The sequence below is a fragment of the Pseudomonadota bacterium genome, assembly GCA_008501635.1.
GTDB lineage: Bacteria > Pseudomonadota > Gammaproteobacteria > QQUJ01 > QQUJ01 > QQUJ01.
In genome coordinates, this window is sequence record QQUJ01000023.1 from 105,857 (window position 1) to 131,149 (window position 25,293).

At 60.7% G+C, this 25,293-nt stretch carries 24 protein-coding genes; 16 read left to right on the forward strand and 8 right to left on the reverse strand.

The annotated features are described in order from the left end of the window. Positions 1 to 104: 104 nt before the first annotated feature. The 3 genes from DWQ09_14970 to DWQ09_14980 all read left to right on the forward strand — a co-directional run bounded on the left by DWQ09_14970 (position 105) and on the right by DWQ09_14980 (position 3,286). Positions 105 to 863 (forward strand): DUF4197 domain-containing protein, encoded by a 759-nt coding sequence (locus tag DWQ09_14970; GenBank protein ID KAA3626884.1) that lies wholly within the window; start codon positions 105 to 107, stop codon positions 861 to 863. Positions 864 to 1,507: 644 nt separating this feature from the next. After that, positions 1,508 to 2,629 carry a hypothetical protein gene (locus tag DWQ09_14975; GenBank protein KAA3626885.1) on the forward strand — a complete coding sequence of 374 codons (1,122 nt, stop codon included), beginning with the start codon at positions 1,508 to 1,510 and terminating at the stop codon, positions 2,627 to 2,629. 126 nt (positions 2,630 to 2,755) lie between these two features. Continuing rightward, positions 2,756 to 3,286 carry an NlpC/P60 family protein gene (locus DWQ09_14980; GenBank protein KAA3626886.1) on the forward strand — a complete coding sequence of 177 codons (531 nt, stop codon included), beginning with the start codon at positions 2,756 to 2,758 and terminating at the stop codon, positions 3,284 to 3,286. A 13-nt stretch (positions 3,287 to 3,299) separates the two neighbouring features. On the opposite strand, the gene DWQ09_14985 is transcribed toward DWQ09_14980, so the two are convergent. Continuing rightward, positions 3,300 to 3,953 carry a cation/multidrug efflux pump gene (locus tag DWQ09_14985; GenBank protein KAA3626887.1) on the reverse strand — a complete coding sequence of 218 codons (654 nt, stop codon included), beginning with the start codon at positions 3,951 to 3,953 and terminating at the stop codon, positions 3,300 to 3,302. After that, positions 3,953 to 4,963 (reverse strand): hydrolase, encoded by a 1,011-nt coding sequence (locus tag DWQ09_14990; protein ID KAA3626888.1) that lies wholly within the window; start codon positions 4,961 to 4,963, stop codon positions 3,953 to 3,955. Before DWQ09_14990 ends, DWQ09_14985 begins: the two co-directional genes overlap by 1 nt. Positions 4,964 to 5,058: 95 nt before the next feature. On the opposite strand from DWQ09_14990, the gene DWQ09_14995 reads away from it, so the two are divergent. The 8 genes from DWQ09_14995 (at position 5,059) to DWQ09_15030 (ending at position 14,016) form a co-directional block, all read left to right on the forward strand. Then, on the forward strand, positions 5,059 to 6,417 hold the full coding sequence (locus tag DWQ09_14995) for a YihY/virulence factor BrkB family protein (protein KAA3626889.1): 1,359 nt from the start codon (positions 5,059 to 5,061) through the stop codon (positions 6,415 to 6,417). Positions 6,418 to 6,508: 91 nt separating this feature from the next. Further along, positions 6,509 to 7,186, forward strand: a complete 678-nt coding sequence (locus tag DWQ09_15000) for an FKBP-type peptidyl-prolyl cis-trans isomerase (GenBank protein KAA3626890.1) — start codon at positions 6,509 to 6,511, stop codon at positions 7,184 to 7,186. A gap of 135 nt (positions 7,187 to 7,321) precedes the next feature. Beyond that, a complete protein-coding gene (locus DWQ09_15005; protein ID KAA3626891.1) occupies positions 7,322 to 9,784 on the forward strand; it encodes a CHASE2 domain-containing protein in 2,463 nt (820 codons plus the stop codon). A 361-nt stretch (positions 9,785 to 10,145) separates the two neighbouring features. Further along, on the forward strand, positions 10,146 to 10,505 hold the full coding sequence (locus DWQ09_15010; GenBank protein KAA3626892.1) for an FHA domain-containing protein: 360 nt from the start codon (positions 10,146 to 10,148) through the stop codon (positions 10,503 to 10,505). 48 nt (positions 10,506 to 10,553) lie between these two features. Further along, positions 10,554 to 11,066, forward strand: a complete 513-nt coding sequence (locus DWQ09_15015) for a peptidyl-prolyl cis-trans isomerase (GenBank protein KAA3626893.1) — start codon at positions 10,554 to 10,556, stop codon at positions 11,064 to 11,066. A gap of 40 nt (positions 11,067 to 11,106) precedes the next feature. After that, complete coding sequence (locus DWQ09_15020; protein ID KAA3626894.1) at positions 11,107 to 11,682, forward strand: molecular chaperone DnaJ; 576 nt, start codon at positions 11,107 to 11,109, stop codon at positions 11,680 to 11,682. After that, positions 11,679 to 13,562, forward strand: coding sequence for an ATP-binding cassette domain-containing protein (locus DWQ09_15025; protein KAA3626895.1), 1,884 nt, complete (start codon positions 11,679 to 11,681; stop codon positions 13,560 to 13,562). Before DWQ09_15020 ends, DWQ09_15025 begins: the two co-directional genes overlap by 4 nt. 169 nt (positions 13,563 to 13,731) lie before the next feature. Then, positions 13,732 to 14,016 carry a diguanylate cyclase gene (locus tag DWQ09_15030; protein ID KAA3626896.1) on the forward strand — a complete coding sequence of 95 codons (285 nt, stop codon included), beginning with the start codon at positions 13,732 to 13,734 and terminating at the stop codon, positions 14,014 to 14,016. A 334-nt stretch (positions 14,017 to 14,350) separates the two neighbouring features. Here the strand turns inward: DWQ09_15030 and DWQ09_15035 are convergent, their stop codons facing one another. Beyond that, on the reverse strand, positions 14,351 to 14,557 hold the full coding sequence (locus DWQ09_15035; GenBank protein ID KAA3626897.1) for a cold-shock protein: 207 nt from the start codon (positions 14,555 to 14,557) through the stop codon (positions 14,351 to 14,353). A 306-nt stretch (positions 14,558 to 14,863) separates the two neighbouring features. Here DWQ09_15035 and DWQ09_15040 point away from each other — a divergent pair, with 306 nt between their 5' ends. The 5 genes from DWQ09_15040 (at position 14,864) to DWQ09_15060 (ending at position 18,172) form a co-directional block, all read left to right on the forward strand. After that, positions 14,864 to 15,733, forward strand: coding sequence for an HDOD domain-containing protein (locus DWQ09_15040; GenBank protein KAA3626898.1), 870 nt, complete (start codon positions 14,864 to 14,866; stop codon positions 15,731 to 15,733). Positions 15,734 to 15,769: 36 nt separating this feature from the next. After that, entirely contained in the window at positions 15,770 to 16,456 is a 687-nt protein-coding gene (locus tag DWQ09_15045; GenBank protein ID KAA3626899.1) for a DUF502 domain-containing protein, read from the forward strand. A gap of 24 nt (positions 16,457 to 16,480) precedes the next feature. Next, the gene (locus DWQ09_15050; protein KAA3626900.1) at positions 16,481 to 17,347 is read left to right on the forward strand and encodes an alpha/beta hydrolase; all 867 of its coding nucleotides are present in this window, start codon (positions 16,481 to 16,483) and stop codon (positions 17,345 to 17,347) included. Next, positions 17,344 to 17,631 (forward strand): YcgL domain-containing protein, encoded by a 288-nt coding sequence (locus DWQ09_15055; GenBank protein KAA3626901.1) that lies wholly within the window; start codon positions 17,344 to 17,346, stop codon positions 17,629 to 17,631. Before DWQ09_15050 ends, DWQ09_15055 begins: the two co-directional genes overlap by 4 nt. A gap of 157 nt (positions 17,632 to 17,788) precedes the next feature. Next, positions 17,789 to 18,172: a hypothetical protein gene (locus DWQ09_15060; protein KAA3626902.1), complete on the forward strand. Its 384-nt coding sequence runs from the start codon at positions 17,789 to 17,791 to the stop codon at positions 18,170 to 18,172. Positions 18,173 to 18,221: 49 nt separating this feature from the next. Here the strand turns inward: DWQ09_15060 and DWQ09_15065 are convergent, their stop codons facing one another. The 5 genes from DWQ09_15065 to DWQ09_15085 form a co-directional block, all read right to left on the reverse strand. Further along, positions 18,222 to 18,626 carry a hypothetical protein gene (locus tag DWQ09_15065; protein KAA3626903.1) on the reverse strand — a complete coding sequence of 135 codons (405 nt, stop codon included), beginning with the start codon at positions 18,624 to 18,626 and terminating at the stop codon, positions 18,222 to 18,224. Positions 18,627 to 18,922: 296 nt separating this feature from the next. Beyond that, the gene (locus DWQ09_15070) at positions 18,923 to 22,609 is read right to left on the reverse strand and encodes a methionine synthase (protein KAA3626904.1); all 3,687 of its coding nucleotides are present in this window, start codon (positions 22,607 to 22,609) and stop codon (positions 18,923 to 18,925) included. A gap of 78 nt (positions 22,610 to 22,687) precedes the next feature. Continuing rightward, on the reverse strand, positions 22,688 to 23,590 hold the full coding sequence (locus tag DWQ09_15075) for a hypothetical protein (GenBank protein KAA3626905.1): 903 nt from the start codon (positions 23,588 to 23,590) through the stop codon (positions 22,688 to 22,690). A 304-nt stretch (positions 23,591 to 23,894) separates the two neighbouring features. Beyond that, positions 23,895 to 24,353 carry a hypothetical protein gene (locus DWQ09_15080; protein KAA3626906.1) on the reverse strand — a complete coding sequence of 153 codons (459 nt, stop codon included), beginning with the start codon at positions 24,351 to 24,353 and terminating at the stop codon, positions 23,895 to 23,897. Positions 24,354 to 24,750: 397 nt separating this feature from the next. Beyond that, positions 24,751 to 25,134, reverse strand: coding sequence for a DUF454 domain-containing protein (locus tag DWQ09_15085; protein ID KAA3626907.1), 384 nt, complete (start codon positions 25,132 to 25,134; stop codon positions 24,751 to 24,753). Positions 25,135 to 25,293 lie beyond the last annotated feature (159 nt).

The following is a 25,293-nucleotide window of genomic DNA, read 5'->3' on the forward strand; positions in this document are numbered from 1 at the left end:
CCCATCTATCAGGAGCGTCCCCACGCAATAGCGCAGCCCTGCAGAGATACGCTGCGCAATTCACGCTATTATTTCGGTTCTGGCCTATTCCCGAGAGATCCCCCATGGCTGCTCGACATTTTTTAATGGCACTCCCGCTCCTGGCACTTATGATCGCAATGCCCATTGGTGCCCACGCTGATTGGAAGGGCTTTCTGCAAGATCTCAAACAGAGCCTCTCGGGGAAAGGAACGGCCAGTTCCCCGGACAGCGCGGCGATTGGCGAAAAAGAAATCGCCGCGGGCCTGCGTGAAGCGTTGCTGGTGGCTGCGAAACGAGCGACGGAACGCTTGGGTAAGGCCAACGGTTTCCTCGATCATCCCCAGCTCCGCATCCCCATGCCGGAATCCTTGGGGAAAGTCGAAAAGCTTCTGCGCACGCTCAAACAGGATCAACTCGCCGACGAGTTCATCGCAACCATGAACCATGCCGCCGAACGCGCGGTGAGTGACGGTCTCGACATTTTCACCACTGCTATACGCGACATGAGCTGGCAGGATGCGACCGCTATCCTGAAGGGTCCCAACGATGCGGCCACAAGCTATTTCCAGACACGCACCCGGGCTCCACTTACCGAACGCATGTTGCCTATCGTTAAAACCGCCACCGAAACCGCGGGAGTGACACGCACCTACAAGCGCGTCATCGACAAGGCGGATTTTGTCACCCGCTATATGAAACCTGAAGAAGTGGATCTCGACGGCTACGTCACGCAGCGCGCTTTGGATGGTTTGTTCCATGAATTGGCGTTGGAGGAACAGCGGATACGGGAGAATCCAGTGGCGCGGACATCGGAACTGTTGCGCAAGGTGTTTGGGCAGTAGAGGATAGCTTGGCGACGATACAGCTCACGGACACATATGTTTCACTCACACAAGAGAAGCAATTTCTTCTGTGCGGCTGCGCCGCGGTTATTTGGTGCGGGGATTCCGTCTCCGCAGCCGGACCTCTTTTCTTTGCATGCCCAAAGAAAAGAGGCGAAAAGAAAGGGCACCCAACGGCCGCGCCGATCTTTGATCGGTTCCCTGCGTTGCTCGGTCTGTGAGGGGTTTCATCGACAGCGCATCCTTGCGCTGACGATGAAAGCTCGCCTTCCCTGGCTTCGCCCCTGCGGGCCTTGACCTCACAGCCCTCCGCTACTCGGCGCTGCCGACGGGAGGGTAAACACCCTTTTTCCCCTTCAGCGCAGCCGAGCACCGGAGCGAACAGCGGGACGGAGCGAGCGCATGTCTGAGTGATCCCGCAGGGATCGCGAGTTCGCGAGCGCCGCTGGTCGCGGAGGCGCGCAGGGTACCCGCCAAAGGCGGGCTGCGATGTGGGGTGTCATTTCTTTTGGCTACTTTTCTTTGGGCATGCAAAGAAAAGTAGTCCGAGTTCGGGGGCGGACTCCCCGATTCAATACAACGCGGCGCAGCCGCGCAAATCCAACCCTAAACCTCAACCCCCAACTCCATTACACTCCCAACCCATGAGTCAAAAACGCATCATCATCGTCGGCTGCGGTTTTGGGGGACTGGCAGCCGCACAGGAACTTGCCCGCCTACGGCGAGCCGATCTCGATATCACCGTATTCAATAAAACCCCGGTGCTCTACAACTATCCGATACTGCCGCGACTGCTGATGGGTGATATCCCCGACCGGCATCTCAATTGGCCGCTCCGGGAACTGCTCGACCACGACTGCATCCGTTTCCTGGCGCAACGCATTGAACGCATCGACCTCGAGTCCAAACAGGTCGAAACGCAAACGCAGCGGTCGTCATTCGACTATCTGATTCTCGCGCCCGGCGGCAAGGCGATACCCATCGAGCAGGACGATGGCTTTTGCGTCTACTACCCCAAAGCAACGCGCCATCTGCTGCGCTTGCGAGACGAGATTCGCGAACTTTGCGGTTTGCAGGCCTGTAAACCGGAGAGACAATCGCTGGTCGTGGTAGGGGGCGGCCTCACCGGAATCGAGTTTTCCATCGGTATCCGGTTGCTGTGCGACCGCCTCTGCGGGGAGCACAATATGGCCCCTCAGCGCATCGCAGTCACACTCATCGAACAGGAATCCCGCCTCGCTCCCCGGTGTCACCCACGACTTAGCGCGACACTGCTCCGCCAGCTCACACGTAGCGGTATCGAGGTGTTGACCGGACAGCGGGCAGCGCGTATAGGCCACGACCGGGTGATAAGCTCACAGGGTGAACTACCGGCACGGCGCGTGCTGTGCTGCATCGGCAGTCACACCGATTTACGATTTGCGATGCAGGGATTGCGGACAACGGCAGCTAGCCTGACGGTTACCCCAACATTGCAATTAACAGATCACCCGCATTGTTTCGTGGTCGGCGATGCGACGGAAATCGCGGGCAATCGTTACCAGGAAACGAAAAGGGCCAGCCACGCCATGCACCAGGGGCGCGCCGTCGTGGCAAACCTCGCGCGACTCCTCGATGGAAGGCACGCCGTTCCCTATCGTGCACCGCGACATCCCACACTGGTCACACTGGGTAACGAACAAGCGACATTGGAATACGGCGGGCTCTGTTTTACCGGACGCTGGCCCGCGCACTTGAAGCATTTCCTGGAAAAACGTTACCTTTAGGGAGCGCTTTTCAACACCGAAATCACCGCTCCGGGACGGCAGAATCGCTGAACACGACTCGATCAGAGGTTCCTTGGCCATGAACTGCCAAGCCGATCACAGATCCTGCCGCAGCGTTGGGTTGGGATGAAACGCGCAAGCCGCAACGGGGACCGGTTCATGTTTGCAACGCGACTCCATTATCTGTTGATCTTCGGCATTCTTATGGCACTCGAAGGTTGTGCCAGTGCCGTCCGCTGGACTCCGCCAACGACCCCTCAGCAAACCGCCACCCAACCGGCGATCGTCGAGCGCACCGGTGTTCGTGTCGTGCGTACCGCTGCCGGGCTGGTGGGAGCGCCCTATCGCTACGGCGGTGCCTCGCCGCGTGGCTTCGATTGCAGTGGCCTGGTCTACTACTCCTACCGGAGCGCCGGTGTACATGTCCCTCGCACAACCCGCGACCTCTATCGCACCGCACAACCGATCGATCTGGCGGAACTGACCCCCGGGGATCTGCTCTTTTTCTATTTCAACGAAAAAGTGGGGCATGTCGCGATCTATTCCGGCAGCAATGAGTTTGTACATGCCCCCTCGAGTGGCAAGCATGTCACCCGCGGCTCGCTCAATGATCGATTCTGGCGTGAACGCCTGGTCAGCGCCGGACGCCTGCTCTAGAAGGCCGATCCGCTTACCAGCGTCGCAATGCCTCTTTGGCCGCCTCATTGGCCGGCCGCGCGACCAGACCATTGGCATTGATGGTGACTGTGTACTGCGCCTTGTCGGCCATGGGCAGATAGGTGGCACTGCCGTAAGCGGCATCGACGAACGGCAACCACTCTTCGTAACCCTTCGCCAATTGCCACAGATCGAGACCCGCTGACGGGTTCAACGCATGGACGCTGCGCGGCGCCTCCCGTTCACGTTGCAGATCGCGGTAGCGCCCGCTGAGCCGCTCCAATCGATACAGCGGATCCAGTCCCAGCAACGTAGCCTTGCCCTGCCAGCGCAACAGACGCACATCCAGCTGCCACTCGTCGCCGCCAACCTCCCAATGCTGCACGCCGCTTTGTGGATCGATGACAGCAACCCGATAACGCTGATCGGCCAGCCGTTCAAAATTGAGATCCACCACGGCCTGTTCATGGGTGAAGCGGTTGTAGGTGTAGAGGTTGCTCGCCAACCCCAGACCGAGAGCAGCGGCGCCGGCTAACGCGGCACCCAGCGTGGTCAGGCCGCCGCCGGTGACCAAACGACGTCGAAAAACGCGCACCACTCCGCTGGCCAGCGCGACAAGACCCGCCAAACCGAGAGCGAGCAGCACCACGATGGTCAGCGGCTCCATCACGCCACGCTCTCCTGTGCGAGCGACCGGTCGGGCCGCGCAGCGCGCAGCGTGTCATCCAGATAGCGGGGAATACATTCCTCCAGCCAATAAATGGCACGCCACGGCGAATTGCCGGATACAAAACCCACATGACCCCCGTAATCGCTCACCTCAAGCTCCACGCCTGCGCCGAGTTCATCGCGCAACGGCACGACATCGGGCGTCATGAACGGATCGTCCAGGGCATGAAGAATCAGTGTGGGAACGGAAATGGTTTTCAGAAACTGACGCGAACTGGAACGTCGGTAATAATCCTCGACGCCCGCAAATCCATGCAACGGTGCCGTCACCGCATCGTCGAAACGCCGGAAGCTGGTTAACGCCTCCACCTGCAGTGGCCCAATCGGCAATGGCACGTTCGCCATTTTTCGTTTCAGGTTGATGCGCATTCGTCGCAACAGAACCCACTGGTAAAAACGCGAGAACCCGCGCCCCAGCCGATCGGCGACACGTCCCAACTGAAACGGTACCGATACCGCGACGGCGGCATTCACGGGTGCGCGATCACCCATCTCGCCCAACCACTTCAGCAGCACATTACCTCCCAGTGAATAGCCCACGACGGCCAAAGCCCGCCCCGGGTAGCGCTTGCGCATCACGCCGACCAGATGCATCAAGTCGCTGGTCTCCCCGGAATGGTAGCCGCGCGGCAGCCGATTGGGTTCGCCGCTGCAACCGCGAAAGTGCATTACCAACGCGGTGTACCCCGCATCCTGAAGTACCCGCAGCAATCCCGACGCGTAGTTCGAATTCACCGAACCCTCCAGGCCGTGCAGAATCAGCACCACGGGACCGTCACCGCCCACCGCCCAATCCAGATCGAGGAAGTCGCCATCGGGCAGTCCCAGCCGTTCGCGCTGCAATCGCGGTCGTGGTGTACGCCGCAGACTGCTGGCCCACAGTGTCTGCGCATGGGGTCCACGCAACCACCAGGCTGGCCGAAAACGGCCCGTTTTGATCTTGCCCATTCTGAGTATCCCTCTCCCGTCCCGCCGCCGGAATAGTCGTCCACCGCTGGGCAGCGCCGCCCGATGGCACTACCATTGCCACAAGGAGACCGTCGATGCCCTCTATCGTTCAACTCAGAGAACAACTCACGCACCTTGTCTGGCGCGATCGCCTGGCGTCGATCCCAGCGCCGCGGCGCTGGCTGGTTCAGGCGGCGCGCACGCTCTACGTGGTGGTGCGCGACATCGCCGAAGGACAACTGACGCTGCGTGCGATGAGTCTGGTCTATACCACCCTGTTGTCGCTGGTCCCGCTGCTGGCGGTCAGTTTTTCAGTGCTCAAAGGGTTTGGCGTCGAGAGCCGCATCGAGTCGCTGATGCTCAATGTACTCGAACCGATGGGCGAAAAGGGAATCGAGATTACGGAGAAAGTCATCGGATTTGTTGGCAATGTGAAGGCAGGCGTGCTCGGCGGCGTCGGCCTGATACTGCTCTTCTACACCGTGGTTTCCCTGCTGCAAAAGATCGAGCGCGCATTCAACTACACCTGGCGCGTCAGCGATGCGCGCAGCTTCGCGCAGCGCTTCAGCGACTATCTGAGCGTCGTGGTGATCGGGCCGGTGCTGGTCTTCACGGCGGTGGGGCTTACCGCCTCGGCCATGAGCAACAGCGTCGTCGATGCCCTGCGTGCACTGCCGGTGATGGGTATGCTCTTCGATGCGGTGGGGCGTCTGGTGCCCTACATGCTCATCGTCGCTGCCTTCACCATGATCTACATCTTCGTGCCCAACACCCGTGTGCGGCTCAAATCGGCATTGATCGGTGGCATCGTCGCCGGCATCCTCTGGCAGTCGACAGGCTGGGCCTTCGCCGCATTTATCGTCAACTCGGCCAAATACACCGCCATTTACTCCGCGTTCGCCAGCCTCGTCCTGTTCATGATCTGGCTTTATCTGGGATGGCTGATCCTGCTGATCGGTGCCAGCATCGCATTTTATCATCAGAACCCGCACCATCTGCGCCACTCACGCGAAGTGTTACGCCTGAGCAATCGCGAGCGCGAAGCACTGGCGTTGCAGGTCGGCCTGCTGGTGGGTCGCGCCTTCCATGAGGGACGCCCGCCACTGAATGAGGCCGAACTGGCCCACCGATTGGCGGCAACGGAAGATGCCGTCGGTATCATTACGCACGCGCTCTGCCAGCAGGGCTTGCTGCACGAAACCCACAGCCCCGCGGGATTGGCCCCGACACGATCGCTGGAGAACATCACGCTCATCGAACTGTACAATGCCGTGCGTGGCGAGAGCATTGCCACCGAGCGCACGGCCATGGTCGCCGACTCCAGCGTCGCGGCAGTCACCCGCGAAGTCGAGCAGGCCATTGCCGGCTCTCTGGGGGAACGCACGCTACGCGATCTGGTCCTGGAAGAGATTGAGTCCTCCGGCCGCAAACCGCTGGCGGCCGCCAACGAATGAGGTGGCCCATGCTTTCCGCCTGTGGGAAGATGGCGGCCTTGCCAATGGCAGATGCCAAGAACACCTTTCCATTAAAACGTAAGGAGTCATCATGAGATATCCCCTGCTGGGCGCCGCCCTTCTGCTGCTGGCGGCCACCCCCGCACAGGCTGCCGAGGTCACCGAACTGACCACCCAACAGCAGAAACTGGGTTACACCATCGGCCTGCAGATCGGACAGGGTCTGAAGCGCGATGGTCTCAATCTCGACGCCGATGCCCTCGCCCAAGCGGTGAAGGATGTGTACGCCGGCCGCTCTTCGCGGTTGACCGCCGAGGAACGCCAGGCGGTGTTGCAGGTGGTCCGTGAGGAGCAGAATAAGAAACAGGCCGCGGCAGCCGTGAGTGCGATGGAAACCGGGAAGAAGTTTCTGGCCGAAAACGCCAAAAAAGAGGGCGTCACCCAGACCCCCAGCGGACTGCAGTACAAGGTCATCAAGGCGGGTGCCGGTAAACAACCCACCAAGGACGATACCGTGGTGGCGCACTATCGCGGCACCCTGATCAACGGCACCGAGTTCGACAGCTCCTTCACCCGGGGCGAACCCGCCTCCTTTCCGGTGGGGGGTGTCATCCCCGGCTGGCAGGAGGTCCTGCAACTGATGAAAGAGGGCGCGCGCTGGCAGGTCTTCATCCCCTCCGAGCTGGCCTATGCCGAACGCGGCGCGGGCGATGTCATTGGACCGAACGAGACCCTGATCTTTGAAATCGAGCTGCTCACCGTCAAATAGCGCCACGCGAGGATCGGCGGCCGCGCCGCCGATCCTCGCCTTCATTGAGCCGATCCGCGAATTCAAGGACAATCGGGATTCCATAACAAAGCGATCCCGGAACCGGGATCTCAACACAGGCTCAACTGATTCGCCGTGTTACGCCGTCTGCTCGTCAGCTATCGGATCGTGCTGTGCCTGACCACCCTCGTGGTGGTCCTGGCCACCTATGCCGCGCCGGTACAGCAGATCGAGCAGTGGGCGTTGCGTCTCGCCATGTCATTGGTACCGGTGGCCCCGGTCAGCCAGCGAGTCACCGTAGCCACCGTCGACAGCGAGGCCATCCAACGATTTGGCCCCTGGCCCTGGCCGCGTGATCGCATCGCCTCGGTGGTCGACCAGCTGCACAAGCTGGGTGCCCGCACCATCGGCCTGGCCTTCCCGCTTGCCGAACCGCAGACACCGGCCCGCCTGCCCGAATATCAGGAACAAGCCGTCGGCCTGCCCAAAGACGCACGCGACCGGGTACGTGACTGGCTGCGCCGGCTCGATACCGATCGCATCCTGGCGCAATCGCTGCAGCGCGCGGGAACGGTCGTGCTGGGCGCGGATCGCGGGGTTCCGGGCCAGCGGCACGAGGCGCTCAGTTGGCCGCTGAAACCCGCCGGTGCCGGAGGGCTTCCTGGCGCACTCGCACCCCTGATGGCGGCGCCCAGCGCCAAGGCGCCGCCCGATCGCCTGCCGTTGCCCGAGTTCAACCAGGCGGCCGCCGGCATCGGACATCTGGAAACCATGAGTGACAGCACGCCTACCGGATCACGCCTCGCCTGGCGCGAAGGCGAGCGATTGATCCCCTCCTTCGCCCTGCGGGTGGCGATGAACGGTCTTGCCTTTCGCGAAGCCGATTTGACGCTCCTCCCCAACGGCCGTCTGCAATTGGGGCGGAATCCGGTAACGACCGCCACCGACTGGGTGGCCTACCCCCCGCCTGCCGAGGCGCGCAACGGGCAAAGCGCGGTTGAAGAGGTCCCGATCATGTCGCTCTGGACCCGCAGCGATGCCTCGCGCTCGGTGCGTAACCGGGTGGTGCTGTTCGGCCCCGTGGCGCCGGAATCGGTGGCGCCGGTGACCGCACCCGGCGGCTATCAGCTGGCGCCGGTACTGTGGCAGGCGCACACCGTGGCCGCGTTGCTGAACCGTTCGGCGCTGGATGTGCCGGCCTGGTTCCACGGTTCCCAGCGCGGCCTGTTGCTGGGAATACTCCTTTATCTCGTGCTGCTGCCGGCGCGCTGGCATGGGCGTATCGGGTTGCTGATCGGGGGCGTCGGCACCCTGGTCCTGCTCAACTCCGGTGTGCTGGTTCTGGTAACGCAGGGACAGTGGCTGCCGGTGACGATCCCCAGTCTCTTTCTGCTCGGCGGTCAGGCCGCGCTCTTCTCCAACCAGCGCCACGCCTCCCGCCTTACCGCGATGCAGCGACGCACCAGTGATGCGCTGCGCACTCTGGCCGAAAACCTGATGAATCAGGGCAGGCTGGATCTCGCCTACGAACGCCTTTGCCAATGCCCGCCGGGAAGGGAGACTCTCGAACCGTTCTACCATCTCGCTCTTGAGTTCGAGCGCCGGCGCCAGTTCAGCAAGGCGCTCGCTTCCTATGACCGGATTTCTGAGATTGACCCGGCCTACCGCGATGTGGAGAGCCGTCGTCAACGTTTCCGCACCGTCACCCACCATGCATCGCTGACGGGAACCAGCGGCAGCAATGCCACCACGGTGGTGATGGTCAACGACCCCACCATCGAACGCCCGGTGATCGGCCGCTATCACATCGAGTGCGAACTGGGACGAGGCGCCATGGGTGTGGTCTACCGCGGCGTCGATCCCAAGATCGGCCGCAAAGTGGCCATCAAGTGCCTCGCCTTCACCGAGGAGTTCGAGGGTCATGAACTCGAGGATATCCAACGCCGCTTCCATCGCGAGGCCGAGGCTGCCGGCAGGCTCGATCATCCCAACGTGGTCACCGTCTACGATGTCGGCGAGGAGCACGATCTGGCCTACATCGCCATGGACTATGTGGAGGGCAGCAGCCTCGAGGCCTACACCCATCCCGACCACCTGCTGCCGGTCGAGGAGGCGCTGGAGGTTATCGCCCAGGTGGCGGAAGCGCTCGATTATGCCCATAGCCGCAATGTGGTCCATCGCGATATCAAACCCGGCAACATCATCTACAACCGTGACACCGGTGTTTTGAAGGTGACCGATTTCGGCATCGCCCGCCTCACCGACGAAAGCAAGACCAAATCGGGCTCGATTCTCGGCAGCCCGGCCTATATGTCGCCCGAGCAGGTGGCGGGCAAGAAAGTGGACGGGCGCTCGGATCTGTTCTCGCTCGGCTCCACTCTCTATCAGCTGCTGACCGGCGAGCTGCCGTTCACGGGCGACTCCGTGACCAACGTGCTCTATCGCATCCTCAACGAAAAACCCAAAGCCGTAACGCGCCTGCGCCCGGAACTCTCCACGGGTTTGAGCCGCCTGGTAAGCCGTACGCTGAACAAGGATCCGAAGAAACGCTACCAGAGCGGTGCCGCACTGGCCGAGGCGCTGCGCCGCTGCATCTGACCGAGGTGGTCCGGGCTGATACAAAGAGCCCTGCGGAATCAGGGGTTGGTAAAATAGTTTCAACGTGAAGACGCCAAGGCGCAGAGTTCGCCAAGATTGGGAAATTGGAGGATGGCACCGCAAGGACCCTGTTTTCTTTACGCACTTTGAATCTTGGCGTCTTTGCGTTGAGATAATTCAATGCAGTTGAAGGGCGATTGGCCGAGAAGCGAAGCCTGAGTGAGATTTCGGCGTCTGCGGTGGTTTCCCAGCATTTCGTCCCGCCGGCCGCTATCCACAGATTCTCCCGATTAGCCTTGCTATAATCCCCCGACCGCCGTCGCCGCACGGCCTTAGTTGCCGCAGGAATTCAATCGCCGCCATGCCCAAACTGGTCAAGATCGTCAACGGGGTTGTCGTTCGCGAATACCCCCTCGAAGGCAAAGAGATCACCATCGGCCGTGCCGCCAAACATCCGATCCAGCTCGATGACTCCACCGTGAGCAGCCTGCATGCGCGCCTGCAGATTCTACCCAGCGCCTACCTGGAGGGTTTCAACGACGTGTGGCTGGAAGACAAGAACAGCACCAACGGCACGCTGATCAATGGGCGGCGCATCACCCGCGAACGGCTCAAGCACGGCGATGTCATCGGTATCGGTGCCCACAAACTGGAGTTCATCGACGAGGCCAACCTGGGTACCGAAACCACCCGCCTGTTGCTCAACGATACCCGCGACTGACCTTTTGTCAGGCGTCACCAGGCCCCAACCTCCAACCAAGGAAACCCAATGAGTGATCAACAACCCCGCGTAGTGCTGAAGACCAACCACGGTGACATCACTGTAGAGCTCAACGCCGAGAAGGCGCCGAAAACCGTAGCCAACTTCATCCAGTATGTGCAGGATGGCTTCTTCGACGGCACGGTCTTTCACCGGGTGATCAAGGGTTTCATGATCCAGGGCGGTGGCTTTGACGCCGACATGAAACAGAAAGCGACCCGCGAGCAGATCAAGAACGAGGCCGACAACGGCCTGACCAACAAACGCGGCACCCTCGCCATGGCCCGCACCCAGGTGGTGGACAGCGCCACCGCGCAGTTTTTCATCAACCTGGTCGACAACGGCTTTCTCAACCACCGTGATCCCACGCCACAGGGCTATGGCTACGCGGTATTCGGTGAGGTCGTCGACGGCATGGAGACGGTGGATGCCATCGCCAACGTCCCGACCGGCAACAGCGGTTTCCATCAGGATGTACCGACCGAGGTGGTGGTGATCGAGAGCGCCACGCTCGTTGAATAACCGCTAGCGCGGGGTTATACCGGTACCTGAAATAGCCCCACTGCTGGCGAAACTGCGGGAACTGCTGACTGCGAACGCTCAGGGACTGCGGGAATACGAGCTGATCCGCCGGCTGCGCGAGGATCGTACTCCCGGTTTTCCCGCGGGACCGCTCAGTGACCCGGTGGTACTGTTTCAGAGCCACTTCCTGCTACGCCATGCGCTCTATCGACTGCGCGATCAATACCTCCAGGAGGGCAGCGCGCTTCTGGAGATGAATGCCCTGGAGATTCGTCTCGCGGACTACCGCGAAGGCGGCAACGGTATCGCGCTCCACGATCCGCTGCGCGCTTATTACGACGACCTTGCTCACCTGGAGACGACCGATCGTGACGAGGTGGAGCGACTGCTGACCCGGTTCTGGGAACGACTGGCCGCCAACGAACGCCGCCAAGCGGCGCTGGCGGTGCTCGACTTGGCGGATCCGGTGGATCATGACACCATCACGCGCCGCTACCGCCGTCTGGCCCAGCGCCACCATCCGGACCGCGGCGGTGATTCAATCCGATTCCGCGCCATCCGCAGGGCGTTCGAGACGCTGCAGAAATCCGCACCCCCGGGAACCCAACGTAAATGAGCCTGATTCGCCTGCGCGACATCGACCTGACCATCGGTAACCAGATCGTCCTCGATCGGGTCGCGCTCAACGTCGAACAGGGCGAGCGCATCGCTCTGGTAGGCCGCAATGGTGCCGGCAAAACCACCTTGCTGCGTATCATCGAAGGCGCACTGGCCGCCGACAGCGGCGAGCGCGTCGCCGACCCCAGCGTACGCATCGCACGTCTCGAGCAGGAGGTGCCGCGCAGCGCCGCCGGGCGCAACGTCTTCGACGTCGTGGCCGATGGACTGGGCGAGATCGGCACTCTGATCCAACGTCATCACGACCTCAGTCACGCACTCGCGAGCGGCGACGAAACCGCGCTCGCCAAACTCGACCGCGTCCACCACGCCCTGGAGGCTGCCGGCGGCTGGTTGCTCAACCAGCGGGTCGAGGCAACACTCTCGCGCCTGAAACTCGATCCCGATACCCCGTTCGACAGTCTCTCCGGCGGACAACGCCGACGCACGCTGCTGGCCCGCGCCCTGGTGATCGAGCCTGATGTGCTGCTGCTCGACGAACCGACCAATCACCTGGACCTGACGACCATCGAGTGGCTGGAACAGGAACTGCTCAAGTTCAACGGCACGGTGATCTTCGTGACCCACGACCGGGTATTCCTTCAGCATCTCGCCACCCGCATCGTCGAAATCGATCGCGGCTGGCTGACCGACTGGCCTGGCGACTACGCCAACTACCTGCGCCGGCGTGAGGAGCGCCTGGCAGCCAAACAGGCTGAACAGGCACGCTTCGACAAAAAACTCGCGGCAGAAGAGGTCTGGATCCGCCAGGGCATCAAAGCACGGCGCACACGCAACGAAGGTCGGGTACGGGCCCTGGAGCGCATGCGCCAGGAGCGCGGCCAACGCCGCAACCTGGTGGGGAACGCCAGGCTGCACATCGCCGAGGCGGAGCGCTCTGGTCGCTCGGTCATCGAGGCCGAAGGAATCAGCTTCCGCTACGACGGCACCACGCTATTCAGCAATTTCTCCACCACCATTCTGCGCGGTGACAAAATCGGCATCATCGGTCCCAACGGTTGCGGCAAGAGCACACTGCTGCGTGTGCTGTTGGGCGATCTGCAGCCCACCGGCGGCACCGTGAAACACGGCACCCGATTGGAGATCGCCTATTTCGATCAATTTCGCGCCCAACTCGAAGAAGAACGCAGTGTCATCGACAACGTAGCGCACGGCAGCGAGCGCATCACCCTCGGTGGCCAATCACGCCACATCATCAGTTATCTGCAGGATTTCCTCTTCACCCCGGAGCGGGCGCGCAGCGCCGTGCGCAGTCTTTCCGGTGGTGAACGCAACCGTGTGCTGCTCGCACGGCTCTTCACTCAACCGGCCAATGTATTGGTGCTGGACGAACCCACCAACGACCTCGACGTGGAGACCCTCGAGCTGTTGGAGGAGCGTCTCACGGAGTTCGGCGGCACCGTACTGCTGGTCAGTCACGACCGGGCGCTACTCGACAATGTGGTCACCAGTACCATGGTCTTCGAAGGAGACGGTGAACTCCGCGAGTACGTGGGCGGTTACGAAGACTGGTTGCGGCAACGCAAAGCGCAAGCCACCGGCTCCACCCGCACAGCAAACTCCGCCCCCGTCGTCAAAAGCGCGACCGCCGCTGCGCGCAAGTTGAGCTACAAAGAACAACGGCAACTGGATCAGCTGCCCGGGAGAATCGAAAGCCTCGAAACCGAGCAGGCGTCGCTGCACCAGCAGCTCGGCGATCCGGCACTCTATCGCGAGCAGAGTGCGAATGTAACGCTGCTGCAACAGCGCTTGAGCGTCATCGAAGAAGAACTGGCACTGGCGTATCAGCAGTGGGAGGCGTTGGAATCAAAACAGTAGCACGCCGGGAACAAGGGCTCGCGATACGCGAGATGGCCGCGACAGGGACAGACCCTAGCGCTGTGCACTGACCGCTTGCTCGGCAAGTCAGGCAACGCATCCAGGTTCAGAGAGCCTGACAAACCGCCGCAACGGTGAGGGAATCCTCATCCACGATTCCGCCCCACCGATGCGCGATCCCAACGGGCGTGTGCGTGGCGCGCCTCATCTGCGTGCCTGCCCTGCGCAGCACGATCCGCTGACCGCTCCGCGCAACCGCCGTGAAGTCGAACAGCGGCTCGAGGAACCCGTCACCTCCGCACGCGAGCTTGGCGTCCATCACGCGCTCCGTTACATCGCTCTCGACAACTTCAACCCCATCACAGACACCTGCGGCCACGACGCCGGCGGCAAGCTGTTGCAGCAGGTTATCTTTCTCCTCAGCAAGCGTGTACGTGGCACGAGCCCTGTGTGATCTGATTGGGAATTTTCGCTTCACGTGGCCGGAACAACCGTTCGAGATCGGCGCCGGCACAGGTGTCGCTCCGATCACGCCCGAAGTGATCAACACATCGCAGATCATGAGCCAGGCCGATGCGCCTGCTGCCTTGCCAAGAACTTGGTCGCAATCGAGTGCAGCTTGCAGGGCTACGCCATTGCCAAACCGCAACCGCTGCTTGAGGCCATCCGGTGGTTATCACAGCAAGAGGGCGAAACTTCGCCAACCGGCGCTACAGCATAGACCTTACCCGAATAAAAACCCCGCCGTTGCGGCGGGGCTTTTGTTACCACTTATGGTTGGTGCGGAACTACGTGATGATACTGACACCGGAAGCCTGCAAACCCTTCGGGCCGCGCTCCACCTCGAACGTCACCTTCTGCCCCTCATTGAGCGTACGGAATCCCTCGGACTGAATCGCCGAAAAATGAACGAACACGTCCTCACCACCCTCCTCCGGAGAAATGAATCCAAACCCCTTTGCATCATTGAACCACTTCACTGTTCCTGTTTTCATACTCAATAACCCCTTACTAACTCTTATCGTAATCAAGTTTTGTGCTGCACACTTCGGGACCGCCCCTCCGATTTTTCGATCACTTGGCGCCCAAAGCAAACAACCTCAGGCAGTATAGACATTCATTTGTAGGCTTTCTATGGGCTATTTATTGCGGCACTGCGACAAAACCCATTCAGTTCTGTCCCCTGCAAGAGACATTTCCGCCCCGTTAAAAAGGCCCTGATTGCCGTATCGCCATACCAGTCGCTTTGTTAGAATCGGGCACAATTTCAGGCATTTACATTCAGGGGGAGAGGCGTACGCATGAACAGCAAGGAACTGGTTGCAAGGGTTGCACAGCTGGTTTCATTGCCGGAGGTCTGCCACCGCGTCAATGAAATGTTGAATGATCCCAACTTCACATCGAACCAGGTTGGACGCGTAATCCGACTCGACCCCGCACTTACTGCTCGTTTGCTGAAGATTGTCAACAGCGCTTTGTACGGCTTTCGTTCGCGCATCGATACCGTCTCACAGGCGGTTACCATTATCGGCCTGGAAGAGTTGCGTTCGCTGGTAATGGCTTCGTCGGCGAACGTGGTCTTTAACAAGATTTCCACTGATCTGGTGGATATGGATTCGTTCTGGCATCACAGCGTCTACACCGGTCTGGTATCACGCAATCTTGCGGCGCAGTGCAATCTGCCCGGACGCGAAACGATCTTTCTGACGGGGCTGCTGCACGACGTCGGGCAACTGGTGATCTACAGCCAGCTACCGAATGAAGCAAGCATCATCCTGGCGCAATGCGACGACCAGGAGAAAACGCTGTGCAGTATCGAGCGCGAGGTGCTTGGTTTTGATCACGCCGAAGTGGGCGCGGAACTGCTCAAATTGTGGGATTTGCCGCAAAGCCTGTGGGAACCGGTACGCTACCACCACACGCCAATGAAAAGTGAAGCGTTTCCGCAACAGACCGCGCTCCTGCATATCGCCAATGCCATCGCCAATACCATCGAGCCCATTCTGAAGAGCAGCACGCCGCCGGCCTCGACGGCGCCGCTCGTCGATCATGCTGCCTGGGAGATCACCGGACTCAGCGACGATGTGGTCGATCCGGTGACGCGCACCGTCAACCTGGAGTTGCTTGATGTCCTGGAAGTCATCTGTCCAGCCATTCCGCCGCACGCTTGATCCGGTGTGCCGCGCCCCCATCAGGACACGATGCTTATGAGCAAAGACGGCGCCAAGGGCCTGCTACCCCGCACCCGCAACAACCTGTTTGCCGGGATACTGGTGGTAATTCCGTTGTGGATCACATGGCTGGTCTTCGAATTTCTCTTCAAGCAACTCGCCTCCATCGGCACGCCATGGGTACGCATGGCGGCACGCGCCCTCTCCCAGTCCTCGCCCACCTTGTCGGAGTGGATGCTGCAACCCTGGTTTCAGAACTCCATCGCCGTCGTGATGATGATCGTCGGGCTCTACCTGCTCGGCTGGTTGGCCAGTTGGGTGATCGGGCAGCGGTTGATAGGGGTTTTCGATAGCATCATGCGCCGCATTCCATTGGTCAAAAAAATCTATGGCTCCACGCAACAGCTGCTTTCGGTGCTGCGCCAGGAACCAGAGAGCGCCCAACGCGTGGTGCTGATTGAATTCCCCTCACCCGGTATGTACGCGGTCGGCTTCGTCACCCGCACGCTTACCGATCAAAGCACCGGCAAGGAGTTTGCCGCGGTTTACGTCCCGACCACACCCAATCCCACTTCGGGTTATCTGGAGTTGGTGCCAATCGAAAACGTCGTCTCGACCGATTGGAGCATGGACGAAGCGATGACTTTCATCATCTCCGGTGGCGCCGTCGCGCCCAAGGAGCTGAGAACCATGGCAGCGCCAACGGCAAGTGGTGAGGAGTAACGCGGCTCGGTGAGGCGTAACGTAATGTCCGCACTCGGTTCTCTGGCGACACTGGTACTTGCCGTTTATCTGCTGTTTGGCCTCCTGCTCTACTTCTCCCAGGAGAGGATGATTTACTATCCCGAGCTTCCTTCGCGCGCGATCACGCTCACACCGCGCGATCACGGCATGGCGTTCGAGGCGGTCGTCTTTCACACCGAAGACGGCGAGCGCCTCACCGGCTGGTTCGTCCCAACCGAGAAGCCGCGCGCCACGCTGCTCTTTCACCACGGCAACGCCGGCAACATCTCGCATCGCCTGGATTCGATCCGGCAGTTTCACGACCTCGGTCTTGCGGTGTTCATCTTCGACTATCGCGGCTACGGCGAGAGCAGCGGCAAACCCAGCGAGGCCGGCACCTATCGCGATGCCGAAGCGGCCTGGCGCTACCTCACCGAAATCCGGGGCGTGGAGCCGCGCGATATTGTCATTTTCGGCCGTTCACTGGGCGCCGCGATCGCCGCGAATCTCGCGCGCAAGCATCCGCCGCGGGCCCTGATCGTCGAGTCCACCTTCACTTCGGTGCCCGACTTCGGTGCCGAGCAGTACCGATTCTTTCCGGTGCGCCTGCTGGCGAGCATCCGCTACGACACCCGCAGCGCGCTACAGGCGCTGCACAGCCCGGTACTGATCGTGCACAGCCGCGACGACGATATCATTCCCTTCCATCACGGTGAGCGGCTCTATGCCGCCGCCAATGAGCCCAAGCGTTTCCTGACCATCTCCGGTGACCACAACGGCGGTTTTCTGCAAAGCGGTACCGTCTACCGCGACGGCGTAAACGCGTTTCTCGATGAGCACCTCGATACCCCTCCCACCTCCAACCCCCCTCGAGTGGAAGCCGGGCCATGAGCGACGCTCGGCGCAGCGCGCATTGCTGGATCTACAAAAGCCTGAAGAAGGAAGAGATGTATCTCTACGTCAGCGAGGAGGACTACGAGCAGCTCGTGCCCGAAGCGCTGCTGCGCGCCATGGGCAGACTGGAAAAGGTGATGGAAATCGATCTCCACCCCGATCGGCCACTGGCCAGGGTCGATGTCAACCAGGTGATCGCTCACCTCCGCGATCATGGCTACTTTCTACAGATGCCGCCGAAGCTGATTCCGGAACTCAACGACACCAGTGATGGGTTTTGACCGCAGCGATTGCCCGCACCGTCGTACGCGCGTCGCGCGCGGATTGCAATCGCTGACGGATCACAATGTGCGAGCGCGGTTACCACCAAACACGACACCGCGTGGTCTATCCCCGGTAAACGTTGACCGATACGAGTCGATTCATTGGAGAGCCATCATGCGGAACAGGCTGGAAGCGAATAAACAGAACGCCATTGCCTTCTACCGCACTGCGTATCTGGGTGATCCTGCCAAGGCTGTCGAAATCTACGTCGGTGCCGACTACATTCAACACAATCCGCTGGTAGGAGACGGAAAGCAGGCTTTCATTGACTATTTCACTGAAATGGCGGCGCACTACCCGAACAAGGAAATCGAGTTCGTGCGTGCGGTCGCCGAGGGGGACCTGGTCGCCTTACATACCCATCAGACCTGGCCGGACAATGGGGAGTACGTAACGATGGATTTCTTCCGCTTCGATGCGGACGGCAAGATCATTGAGCATTGGGATGCGATTCAGGAAATTCCCGCGGTAACCAAGAACGGCAATCCAATGTATTGAATTCGCATCGAACGGAATGCCGCACACAGGTTCCTGGCATCAGAGCGGATCACTTGAACCGCGGCAATTCGCTTTCCAGAAACCACAGCTCAGCTTGCGCATCGTAGACCCAGACCTGCGTGTGCTCGATCGTGCGCACCGCGGGATTCGATGACCAGTAGTAGTCGATGTTTACCACGCGGGTGATGCGGTCGCCGTTGTCCGCTGGAACCTCCCCCCGCAACTCATAGGCAGTGACTTTGACATCCTTGTACTCGGGATAGTCGCCAGGCATCTGCCCCGGCTCGCGCCTGCGATAGGTATCGGCCGACTTGAACTTTCCCCAGCGTATGGCGTTTTCAAAACCCAGCATCTGCAGATCGAACTGAGACGATCGCTTGCCGCCGGACAACGCGCCGCATCCTGCGAGCAACGTCATCACGACAACCAGTGCGGTCTGCGCGCAGCATTTCATTGATCGAGCCATCTTGATCTCCCTTCTCCCAATTTCGGTCCGCACATCATCGAGCTTAAAACCATAGACCGCAAAGTACCCAAGGTTCACAAAGTTATTAAACGCTACAAAAAGAACGACCGACTGACGCTCACGGTAGCGCAATCCCACTTATGAGTTAAACAACCGTGGTGGACAGGCTCAGATAGCAGGATGGTTCTGTCATTTACTCACTCATAGATTGTTTATGAACCACTTCGTGGTAAAAACAATCCTTACGCAGATGGAACAACCCACTCACCGTCGGAATGCACACTCTACGACGGCTCGTACCCAAGATTGGGCGCCAGCCAGCGCTCGGCCTCCGCCAGACTCATTCCTTTACGCTTGGCGTAGTCGGCCACCTGATCGCGGTTGATCTTGCCGACGGTGAAGTAGCGTGCCTCGGGGTGCGCAAAATAGATGCCGCTCACCGACGCTGCTGGCTGCATTGCGCACTGCTCGGTGAGCACGATACCCGTGCGTGCCTCGACATCCAGCAGCGACCACAAGGTGCGCTTCTCGGTGTGCTCGGGACAGGCAGGGTAACCTGGCGCGGGACGGATGCCGCGGTACTGCTCATGGATCAGAGCCGCGTTGTCCAGGGTTTCATCCACGGCATAACCCCAGTACTCGGTACGCACCTGCTGATGCAGGCGTTCGGCAAGCGCTTCGGCCAATCGATCGGCGAGCGCCTTCAGCATGATGGCGCTGTAATCGTCGTGCGCGGTGGTAAACTCCTGCAGCTTACGCTCGATACCCAATCCCGTGGTCACCGCGAACAGCCCCATATGATCTGCGATCCCGCTGGCCCGGGGCGCGACGAAATCGGCCAGCGAGTAATTCGGCTTGCCCGCTTTTGCCTGCTGCTGGCGCAGAAAATGGAACCGGGTGATCACTGCGGATCGCGTTTCATCGCTGTAGAGTTCCACATCATCACCCACCGCATTGGCGGGATAAAACCCGATCACTGCGCGCGCCTGCAGCCAGCGCTCGGCGACCAGACGTTCAAGCATCGCCTGTGCATCAGCGAATACCTTGCGTGCCTCCTCGCCTTTGGCGGTATCGTCGAAGATCCTGGGGTAACTCCCTTTCAACTCCCAGGTATGAAAAAACGGTGTCCAGTCGATGTAATCAACCAGCTCCGCCAAAGGATAATCTTCGAATACCGTCACACCCGGCCGCTGTGGGATTGGAGCATCGTAGCCCGCCCAGTCGATCTTCGCGCCATTGGTGCGGGCGGCCTCCAGGCTTTGCCACTCCGCACGCGCCTGGCGCCCGGCGTGCGCTGCGCGCACCTGCTCGTACTCGGCGGCAAGATTCTCGACAAAGGGCTCGCGCAGATCGCGGCTCATCAGACTCTGTGCCACGCCCACGGCGCGTGATGCATCCTTGACCCACACAACCGGCTGTTGGTATTTGGGCACGATCTTGATGGCGGTGTGCGCCTTCGAGGTGGTCGCCCCGCCAATCAGCAGAGGCACATCGAATCCTTCGCGCTGCATCTCGCTGGCCACATGGGCCATCTCTTCCAGCGAAGGTGTTATCAATCCTGACAAACCGATCAGGTCCGCCTCTTCAGCGCGTGCTGCTTCAAGAATCTGCTGGGTCGGAACCATGACGCCGAGATCGACGACGTCGAAGTTATTGCACTGGAGCACCACGCCGACGATGTTTTTGCCGATGTCGTGCACGTCGCCCTTCACGGTCGCCATCACTATCTTGCCCTTGGCCCTGGCGCCCGCTTCTTTTCCCGCCTCGATGTATGGGATCAGATAGGCAACGGCCTTCTTCATCACCCGCGCACTCTTCACGACCTGGGGCAAAAACATCTTGCCGTCGCCGAACAGATCACCGACGGTGTTCATACCGTCCATCAACGGGCCTTCGATCACCTCGATAGGCCGTTCGGTCTGCTGTCGGGCCTCCTCGGTGTCCTGCTCCACGTAGGCGTCGATGCCCTTGACCAGTGCATGTTCCAGTCGCCTGGACACCGGCCACTCGCGCCAGGCGAGATCCTCGCTCCTGGCCACCACTCCGTCACCCTGGAACTGACCGGCAATCTCCAGCAGCCGCTCGGTGGCGTCGGGGCGGCGATTCAGCACCACATCTTCGACACGTTCGCGCAGATCCGCGGGTAGCTCGTCGTAAACGCCCAGCTGTCCGGCATTGACGATGCCCATGGTCATGCCGGCCTTGATGGCGTGGTAGAGAAAGACGGTATGGATTGCCTCGCGTACCGGATTATTGCCACGGAACGAGAATGAGACGTTGGAGACACCGCCCGACACGCCAACGCCCGGCAGTAAGCGCCGGATCTCGCGTGTCGCCTCGATGAAATCCACGGCGTAGTTGTTGTGCTCTTCAATACCGGTGGCGATGGCAAAGATGTTGGGATCGAAGATGATGTCCCGGGGTGCGAAACCGACCTGCTCAGTAAGCAGTTGATAAGAGCGCCGACAGATCTCTATCTTGCGCGCTTTAGTGTCGGCCTGGCCCTGCTCGTCGAAGGCCATCACGATCACCGCCGCTCCGTACCTGCGGATCTTCTCGGCTTGCGCGAAAAACGCATCTTCGCCCTCCTTCAGGCTGATGGAGTTGACGATGCCCTTGCCCTGCAGGCACTTCAGTCCTGCTTCGATGATCGACCACTTGGAGGAATCGACCATCACCGGCACGCGCGAAATGTCGGGTTCACTGGCACAGAGTTTCAGAAAGCGCCCCATGGCCGCTTCGCCGTCGAGCATCGCTTCGTCCATATTGACGTCGATCACCTGGGCGCCGTCTTCCACCTGCTCGCGCGCCACGCTCAAGGCGGCCTCGTAGTCGCCTTCGAGAATCAGGCGTTTGAACTTCGCCGACCCCGTAACATTGGCGCGCTCGCCCACATTGACGAACAACGAGCCTTCGCCAACATTGAGCGCTTCCAGACCGCTAAGGCGCAACTCGGGAGGCAGTTCGGGAATCGTGCGCACTGCTTTGTCCGCTACCACCGCGGCCATGGCGCGGATATGTTCCGGTGTCGTACCGCAGCAACCGCCGACGATATTGAGATAGCCGCTCGCCGCCCACTCGCCGATGTGCGCGGCCATCTGTTCGGGCGTGAGATCGTAACCGCCGAATTCATTGGGCAGCCCCGCGTTGGGGTGCGCGCTGACGAAACACGACGCGATGCCGGAAAGTTCTTCCACATGCTCGCGCAGCTCCTCGGGGCCCAACGCGCAGTTGAGTCCGAAACTGATCGGTCGCGCATGAGCCAGCGAACTCCAGAACGCCGCCACTGTCTGCCCCGACAGGGTACGGCCGCTGGCATCGGTGATGGTGCCGGAGATCATCACCGGCAAGCGTGCACCACGCTCGGCGAAGAGTTCCTCCAGCGCGTAGACCGCGGCCTTGGCGTTGAGGGTGTCGAAGATGGTTTCGATCAGCAGCAGATCGGCACCACCGTCCATCAGGCCCGCGCCGGCCTCGCGATAGGCGGTTACCAGCGTATCGAAATCGACGTTGCGGTAACCGGGGTCATTGACGTCGGGCGAGATCGACGCGGTGCGCGATGTAGGGCCCAGAACGCCGGCAACGAAACGCGGTTTGTCGGGGGTCTTGGCCGTCGCCGCCGCCGCGGCTTCGCGGGCGATGCGCGCCGCCTCGCGATTCAGTTCATGCACCACCTCCTGCAGGCCATAGTCAGCCTGCGAAATCGTCGTGGCATTGAAGGTGTTGGTCTCGATGATGTCGGCACCGGCATCCAGGTAGGCATCGTGGATCTCGCGCACAATTTCGGGACGGGTCAGCACCAGCAGGTCGTTGTTGCCTTTCAGCTCGCTCTCGTGCGCGGCAAAGCGCACGCCGCGATAGTCCGACTCGCCGAGCGCGTAGCCCTGGATCATGGTGCCGGTGGCGCCATCCAGCAGCAGGATGCGCTCGCGGAGCAGCTCGGTGAGTTGGGCGGTACGGTCGTGGGTCATGGGGGATTATCCGGTCTACAGCGTGTCGCAACGGGCCAGTGATTGTAACGTTCGCCGCCAGCCGAGGCGAATCCGCCGCTAAACGACTATGTAGAGGAAGATCGGCAAGTAGATGAAAGCCAGCAACAGGTTCATCGACACGATGGTGGCTGCCAGTTCGGTATCCAGCCCTTCGCGCGCGGCGAAAACCAGTACATTGAATCCCACCGGCGCCAGGGCACCCATCAGTACCAGCAGACGATCCAGGCCCTGCAGATCAAACAGCACCACCAGTAACAGCGCAATGCCCGATCCCAGCACCACCCGCAGCGCGATGGCCAGCACCGCCGGCAGCGGCAACGACAGGCGGGGGCGAAAATGGATACCCAGCGAAATCATGATCAACAGCACCGCGGCGCTGCCGGAGGTGTTCAGGATGCTCGCGAGTCCAGCCGGCATCGCGATATCCCAACGATTCATCAGCAACGCAATGGCCAGGGCCCACAACGGTGGAAACGAAGCCAGGCGCTTGCCGATGCCGCGGATATCGCCCGCGCGACCGCCATAGATACAGGCCAGGGTATAGGTCAGCGTGAAGACCACCAGCGAGTTGCCGAGATCGAACAGGGCAAACCGCCCGAAACCCTCTGTCCCCCACACCGCCAGCACAAAGGGATACTCGGCCGCCAGATTCATCACCATCGGCGAAATGACGAACACGCCGAGGGCCGGCGCAGGCAGTGCGAGTCGCTTGCCCAGGAACACGGCCACCGGCCAGGAGAGCACCAGAATCAACGCACCCGCCAGGGGCAGAAACATCAGATCGGCCTGCAGGGGCAGTGTCGTCACCGTACCCAGGATCAGCGCCGGCATGGCGAACCACAGCACGATGGTCAGCATGCGACGCGCGTCCACCTCGTCGAACCAGCTGCGACGGCGCGCCAACACGCCGAATGCAAACAGGGCAAGGATGGGGAACAGGCGGGGCAGCAGTTCGGACATCGGGTGCTTGTTTGACGCAAACCAGAGGGCGGGATCATCGCACAGGCACAAAGCGCATTGCGACACAATTTCACCGACCTGTTCGAAGCCGCGATGGAAACAACGCGATGACGCGGATGAAGAATCCGCTAGCGGGTGGAGCAGGATTTACCAAGACAATCACCAACCAAGCCTCGTTCCGCGGGTCATTCCCGGCGGACCGCGCCCTGATCCGCAGTCTTTGGGGTACTCTGGATCCGGCCTGATTAGTGATTCGCTCTGCATGCCTGCACCCGCCGTTGCGACAGGTGCCCGCTGGGTGCGATCAGCGTACGCGAAACGCCTCGTGGCAGCCGCGGCACGCGGAGGTGACGCCGTTCAACACTCCCAACATTTTTTTGTAACCCCCCTTGTTGTCTTCCACCGATGCGTTCTGCGCTACGATCACGAAATCACTGGCAGTCCGATACATGGCGTCCGCCATTCTCTGCATCGGTGCAACCCAGTGGCTGGCCACTTCCTGATCACCACGACGCACCAGAGAACTCCAGCCCAAACGGGATTCCGCGATCATTCCCGCTTTATCGTAGGCACCTTCCTGGACCGCGGAAATGACATCGTCCAGAGTCCCGATGTGATCGCGCATATTGATCAACATCTTGCTCTCGATCTCCGGTGGAAGTTGGATCAATTCCCGCGTGTCCTGCATATCAGCTGCATTGACGGTAAACGAACCGGCAATCGCGACGACCGCCAGCACAGCAAACGTTTTAATGGGACGCATCTGATTCCCCGCCAGTGGGTACGCTGTAAATCACTCGTGGACGACGAGCAGCCTGTTAACGGGGGAATGCCATCTTCTGGACGCTTGACGAACGGTGCATGAAAAGTCCCCTTTGTCTGTCTTGGTAGAACCCCCACTCGCCATTGGAAAGGCCATGGCCGATCATGGACAAAGAACTGGAATAACACCTTCAGTGGACTGGGATACACCACCCCCCTCCCCGCGCTTGCTGTCGCCGGTCGATCCGCCTCTTCTTATTCTATTCGAAGCGTAGTTTCACTACTTCGGAGCGCCATATCCCGTACGAGACGTGATCTCTATTCTCAGGTGGGTAGCACGATTTGCCGGGGGTTCGGGCGGCGGGCAACCCGGCGGCACTATCGGGAATCGCGGGTTTTCAACCCGCCTCGGGAGCGGCCGACGGGCGGGACAGGATGAACAGCGCCGTGAGGGTCACCACCGTGGCGTGCACCGAGATGGCAATGGCGTTGTCGGTCATCCAGTAGACCATCACGACACTCGCCGCCATGGCGGTGATGGCGACCACCTTGATACCGCGGCGAATGGCGCCGTACTCGTGCCAATCGCGCAGCGTCTCTCCATAGCGCGGATGGTCGAAGAGCCATTGCTGAAGACGCGGCGAACTCTTGCTGAAGGCCCACAGGGCGACCAGCAGGAACGGGGTGGTGGGCATGACCGGTAAAAACGCGCCCACTATCCCCAGGCCGGTGCACAACCAGCCAACGGCGATGTAGATCCAGTGGAGGGCTTTGGGTGTCATGACGTTTACGGAAATCGGATCCTGCCAGATTGTACGGGGCGGCTGTGCAGCGGGGACTATCTTAGTGCAGATTGGCGTTGCGAGAAACACCATCACCCCCACCCCAACCCTCTCCCAGCCAGGGAGAGGGAGAAAACCGTGCCAGGCTCCCTGGAAAGC